This window comes from Actinacidiphila acididurans (assembly GCF_016918855.1).
Classification (GTDB): Bacteria; Actinomycetota; Actinomycetes; order Streptomycetales; family Streptomycetaceae; genus Actinacidiphila; species Actinacidiphila acididurans.
In genome coordinates this window covers 1-4,978 of the sequence record NZ_JADKYB010000052.1, presented here as the reverse complement: position 1 = coordinate 4,978, position 4,978 = coordinate 1, and the positions used below count along the sequence as shown (strand labels likewise).

Genomic DNA, 4,978 nt, shown 5'->3' with positions numbered 1-4,978 from the left:
CACGACAACAAACTCCCCACACCCCCATGAGAAACCACCACCCCCTTCGGACGACCCGTCGACCCCGAAGTAAACATCACATAAGCCGCCTGACCCGGCAACGGCCCACCCACACCCGACACACCCGCGGAATCAACACCCACACCCGGAACACCCGCGGAATCACCAACCAGACCCGGAAGATCGGAAGAATCAACGACCAGCCGCGCCCCCGAATCAGCAATGATCGCAGCGATCCGCTCAGCAGGATAATCCGGATCGACAGGAACGAAAGCCGCACCCGACTTCCACACCGCCAGCAACACCACGATCAACTCCACCGACCGCGGGAGCACCACAGCAACCGGCACCTCCGCACCCGCACCCCGCGCCACCAGACCAGCCGCAACCCGCGACGACCACGCATCCAACTCCCCATACGACACAACAGTCCCCTCGAACACCACCGCCACCGCATCCGGCGTCCGCGCCACCCACCCCGCAAACAACCCCAACACCGAAACAGGCACCGAATCAGACACAACGGCAGGCACAGAATCAGACACCGAACCCAGCACCGATTCAGGCACAGCGGCAACAGCCCCGCCGCCCCACTCCTCCAACCGCCCCACCTCGGACTCGTCCAGCACCGGCAGCCGGCTCACCCGCACCCCCGGATCAGCCACCGCCGCACCCAGCAACCGGACGAAACGATCCACCAACCCCCGCACCGACGACTCGTCGAACAACTCCGCCGCGTACACCACCGAACCCGTCATACCGTCCGGCACGCCATCGGAGGTGAACTGCTCCACGAACGAGAACTCCAGGTCGAACTTCGCCGCGGCCAGGCCCCCGTCGAGCGGCTCGGCACGCAGACCGCCGAGTTCGAAGGGGCGGTCACCGGCCGCGCCGCGCATCGTCATCATCACCTGGAAGAGCGGATGACGGGCCAGCGACCGCTCCGGCGCCAACTCCTCCACCAACCGCTCGAACGGCACATCCTGATGATCGAACGCCCCCAGCGCCGACTCCCGCGTACGCCGCAGGACCTCACCGAACGCGGGATCGCCGGACACGTCGTTGCGCAGCACCAGCGTGTTGACGAAGAACCCGACGACGTCGTCCAGCGCCGCGTCGGTGCGGCCGGACACGGGGGTGCCCACGAGGACGTCGTCACCGGCCCCGAGCCTGGCGAGCAGGACGGCCAGCGCCGCCTCGACCACCATGAACGCCGTCGCCTGGTGGTCGCGTGCCACGGCGTACACCCGGGTGTGGGTCTCGGCCCCGATCTCGATCGCCACGGCAGCGCCCTCGTGACCGGCTACGGCCTGGCGGGGCCGGTCGACGGGGAGCGCGATCTCCGGCGGTGCCCCGTCGAGCGCCTCGCGCCAGTGCTCCAGCTGGGAGTTCAGCGGGCTGCCCGGGTCCTCGTCGTCGCCCAGGAGTTCGTGCTGCCACAGCGCGTAGTCCGCGTACTGCACCGGCAGGGGCGCCCAACCGGGCACGCCACCACGGGTCCGGGCCGCGTAGGCCGTGGAGAGGTCGCGCCACAGGGCTTCCAGCGAGCCGCCGTCGCCCGCCAGGTGGTGCAGCACGAGGACCAGGACCCCGTCGTCCTCCCCCACCGGGAAGAAGGTCACCCGTAGCGGCAGATCGGCCTCGAGATCGAAGGGGTACGCGACGGCACTCGCCACGTGCTCACGGATCGTCCCAGGCTCGACGGGCACGACCGGCAGCTCCGGCCGCGCCTCGGCCGCCTTGAGGATCCGCAGGTAGGGGCGGCCGTCGGCGGTGCCGATCACCGTACGCAGGCTCTCGTGCCGGTCGAGCACGTCGCCGAGCGCGCCGCGCAGGGAGCCGAGGTCCAGCCGGCCGCGCAGCCGCGTCACGAACGGGATGTTGTAGGTCGCGTTCGGCCCCTCCAACCGGCTGAGGAACCAGAGCCGGCGCTGGGCGAACGAGAGCGGCACCCGTTCCGGCCGAGGTCCGGCGGTGATCGCCCGGCGGGCCGCCCGGGCCGCTTCCACGTGCCGGGCGAGTCCGGCCGCGGTGGGTGTCTCGAAGACCGCCCGCAGCGGGATCTCGGCGTCCAGGCGGGTCCGTAGCAGCGAGACGAGGCGGGTGGCGAGCAGGGAGTGGCCGCCGAGCTCGAAGAAGTTGTCGTCGGGGCCGACCCGGGGCAGTCCGAGGATCTCCGCGAACGCCTCGCACAGCAGGCTTTCCCGCCTGGTGCTTGGGGCCCGTCCGCCCAGAGCGGCGGCGACATCGCCCGCGTCGGCGTCGCCGGTGCCGGTGAGGACGACGAGCTCGACCGGGACGGGCCAGCGCGCGGCGACCCACGCCGACAGCTCCTCCTCGGCGAGATCACCGGCCGGCACCACGTACGCGGTCAGCCGGCCCTCGCCGGCCACCACCGCGGCGGTCGTCACGTCGGGATGTCCGGACAGCAGTGCCCGCAGGGCCGCCGGGCCCAGGGCCTGCGGTGCGGTGGCCGTCGTGACGTATTCGATCCGGCCGTCGCCGGTCCACCGCGCGCGCAAGCCGGTGCGATACAGGCGACCGGCGGCGGTGAACGGGTCGGCCACGAAACGGTGCCCGGTGGCCGCGGGCTGCCCGGCGTAGCCCTGGCTCACCGACGTGCCCGCCACGTACAGCTCGCCGGTCGCGCCGGCCGGTACCGGCTGCAGGCCCTCGTCCAAGACGTAGACGCGGACGTTGGCGACCGGCCGCCGGTCGGCCAGCACCGCGCCCGACGTCGCCGGGAAACCGGAGGTGACCGTCACCGGGACGCCCGGGTCGGCGACCGGGGCGTCGGTGAACACCCGCCGCAGGCTCCGCCGTCGCTCAGGCGGGCACGCGGCCACGAACGCCGCCAGCCCCGCCGGAGTGAACCACGCCGTGCTGACCCGTTGCCGCTCGACCAGCATGGCGACGTGGCCTGGGTCGCGGTGACCGCCGGGCCGGGCCAGGACCAGGGCCGCGCCGGTGGTGAGCGCCGGCCACACCTCGGCCGCGAACCGGGCCGAGCCCGTCGGCGCCTGGACCAGGACACGCTCGTCCGCCGGGCCGGGGCCGCCGCCGAACCAGGTGGCCTGGTTGACCGCCGACTCGTGGGACACGACCACCGCGCTCCGGGCGTCCCGGTCCCACAGCAGGTACGCCGCCGTGGCGCCGGTGACGACGGCGGCCGGGCGGTCGTCCGGGACGTCCACGCCGGGTTCGAGGGCGCCGCCGGCCACGACCAGGTCCACCCCGGACGCGGCGACGAGGTCCGCGAGCCCGGCCGCCGAGGTGCCGGTCTCGACGAGCAGGTAGGCCGCTCCGACCCGCAGCGCGCCCAGCATCCAGGCCAGGACGTCCGCCGACGCGTCGGCCACGACGGCGACCCGAGACCCCGCGCCCGCACCCCGGGCGGCGAGCGCCGTGGCCGTCAGCCGGGACCGCGCCGCCAACTCCCGGTACGTCACGTCCGGTCCGCCGGTGACCACCGCGACCGCGTCCGGCGTCGTCGTCGCCCAGTGGTCGAACAGCGCGAGCGGCGACACCGCGGGCAGGGCGCGACCGGTGTCGTTCCGCTCCGCGATCAGCTGCTCGCGGTCCTCTCCGGGCAGGACGGCGACCTGTCCCAGCGCGGCCCGCGGGTTCTCCGCCAGCGCGGTCAGCACGCCGCGGGTGGTTGAGTGCAGCAGCCCGATCACCGAGTCGGGGTCGATCGGCGCCACCGCCTGAACGACGAACGAGAATCCGGCGCCGACGTCGTCCACCGAGACCAGCAACGGATAGTTGGTGCGTTCCTGACCCCACAACAGGCGCCCACCGGCGGCCGGCGGCTCCTGCTCTTCCCGGCCGTCCGTGGACGGGCCGCCGAACCGGTAGTTGAGGACGCTCGTGAACAGCGGCGTCGGGGCGGTGACCCCGCTGCACCGCTGGGCGAGCGCCAGGGAGGCGTGCTCGTGCACGATCAGGTCGGCCAGTTGCTCGCCCATCGACCGGACGGCGTCGAGCACCCCGTCCGTGCCCGCCCCCGCGCGGACGGGAAGCGTGTTGATGAACAGGCCGGGCACCCGGTCGCTGCCCGTGCCGCCCCGCATCCGTCCGAACAGGACGGTGCCGAAGGTGACGTCCGTGCGGCCGGAGACCGCGGCGAGCACCCGCGACCAGATCACGTGGAAGACGGTCGCCGGGCTGACGCCGTACCTCCGCGCCTGTTCCCGCAGCGCCGCGCCGACGTCGTCCGGCAGGTCCGAGCGCACCTCACGCACGCCGGAGCCGTCGCCGCGCACCTCAAGTACGCCGTACGCGGCGGTCGGTTCGGTGACGGTGCCGAGCCGGTCGGTGAAGTAGCGCTCGTGCTCGGCGGCCGGGACGCCGAGCAGGGCCTGCCCGACGAACTCCCGGTACGGTAGGGGTTCGGGCAGCTCCGCCTCCCGGCCGTCGACGATCGCGGCCACCTCGGCGAGGACGACGTCCAGCGTCGTGTGGTCGAGCACGATGTGGTGGCTGCGCAGCACCAGCAGCCAGCCGTCGGCGCCCGGCTCGGCCATCACGTGCGCGTCGAGCAGGGGCGCCCGCCGGAGATCCATCGGCCGGTCGGCCCGCTCCAGCAGCCATGCGACGGCGGCCTCGCCGGACAGCGCCGCCCCGGGACCCACCTCGACGATCGGCAGCGTGGCCGTGCGGTGGACGACCTGCACCGGGTGGGGCAGGCCGTCGGCGATGACGGCCGTGCGCAGGATGTCGTGCCGGTCGATCACCCGCTGCCACGCCCGCAGGAAGTCGTCGAGCAGGGCACGGTTGTCGAAGCGCAGCGCGAGCGGAAGCAGATAGGGGTCGCGGCCGTCGCCGTTGTCGAGGTGGTGGTGGAAGAGTAGTCCTTCCTGCAGGGGGGCCAGGGGGTAGACGTCGGCGATGTTGGCCGCCCCGCCCGGCACCGCGGCCGCGACGGTGGCCAGTTGCCCGGTGGTCAGGCCGGACAGCGGCACCATCTCGGCGGTGA

Annotated in this window: 1 protein-coding gene; it reads right to left on the bottom strand. The window is 73.2% G+C overall.

Annotation, left to right across the window (positions count from 1 at the left end; all coding sequences use genetic code 11):
• On the bottom strand, positions 1-4,978 hold a 4,978-nt coding region (locus ITX44_RS40565; protein WP_205365264.1), incomplete at both ends, for a condensation domain-containing protein.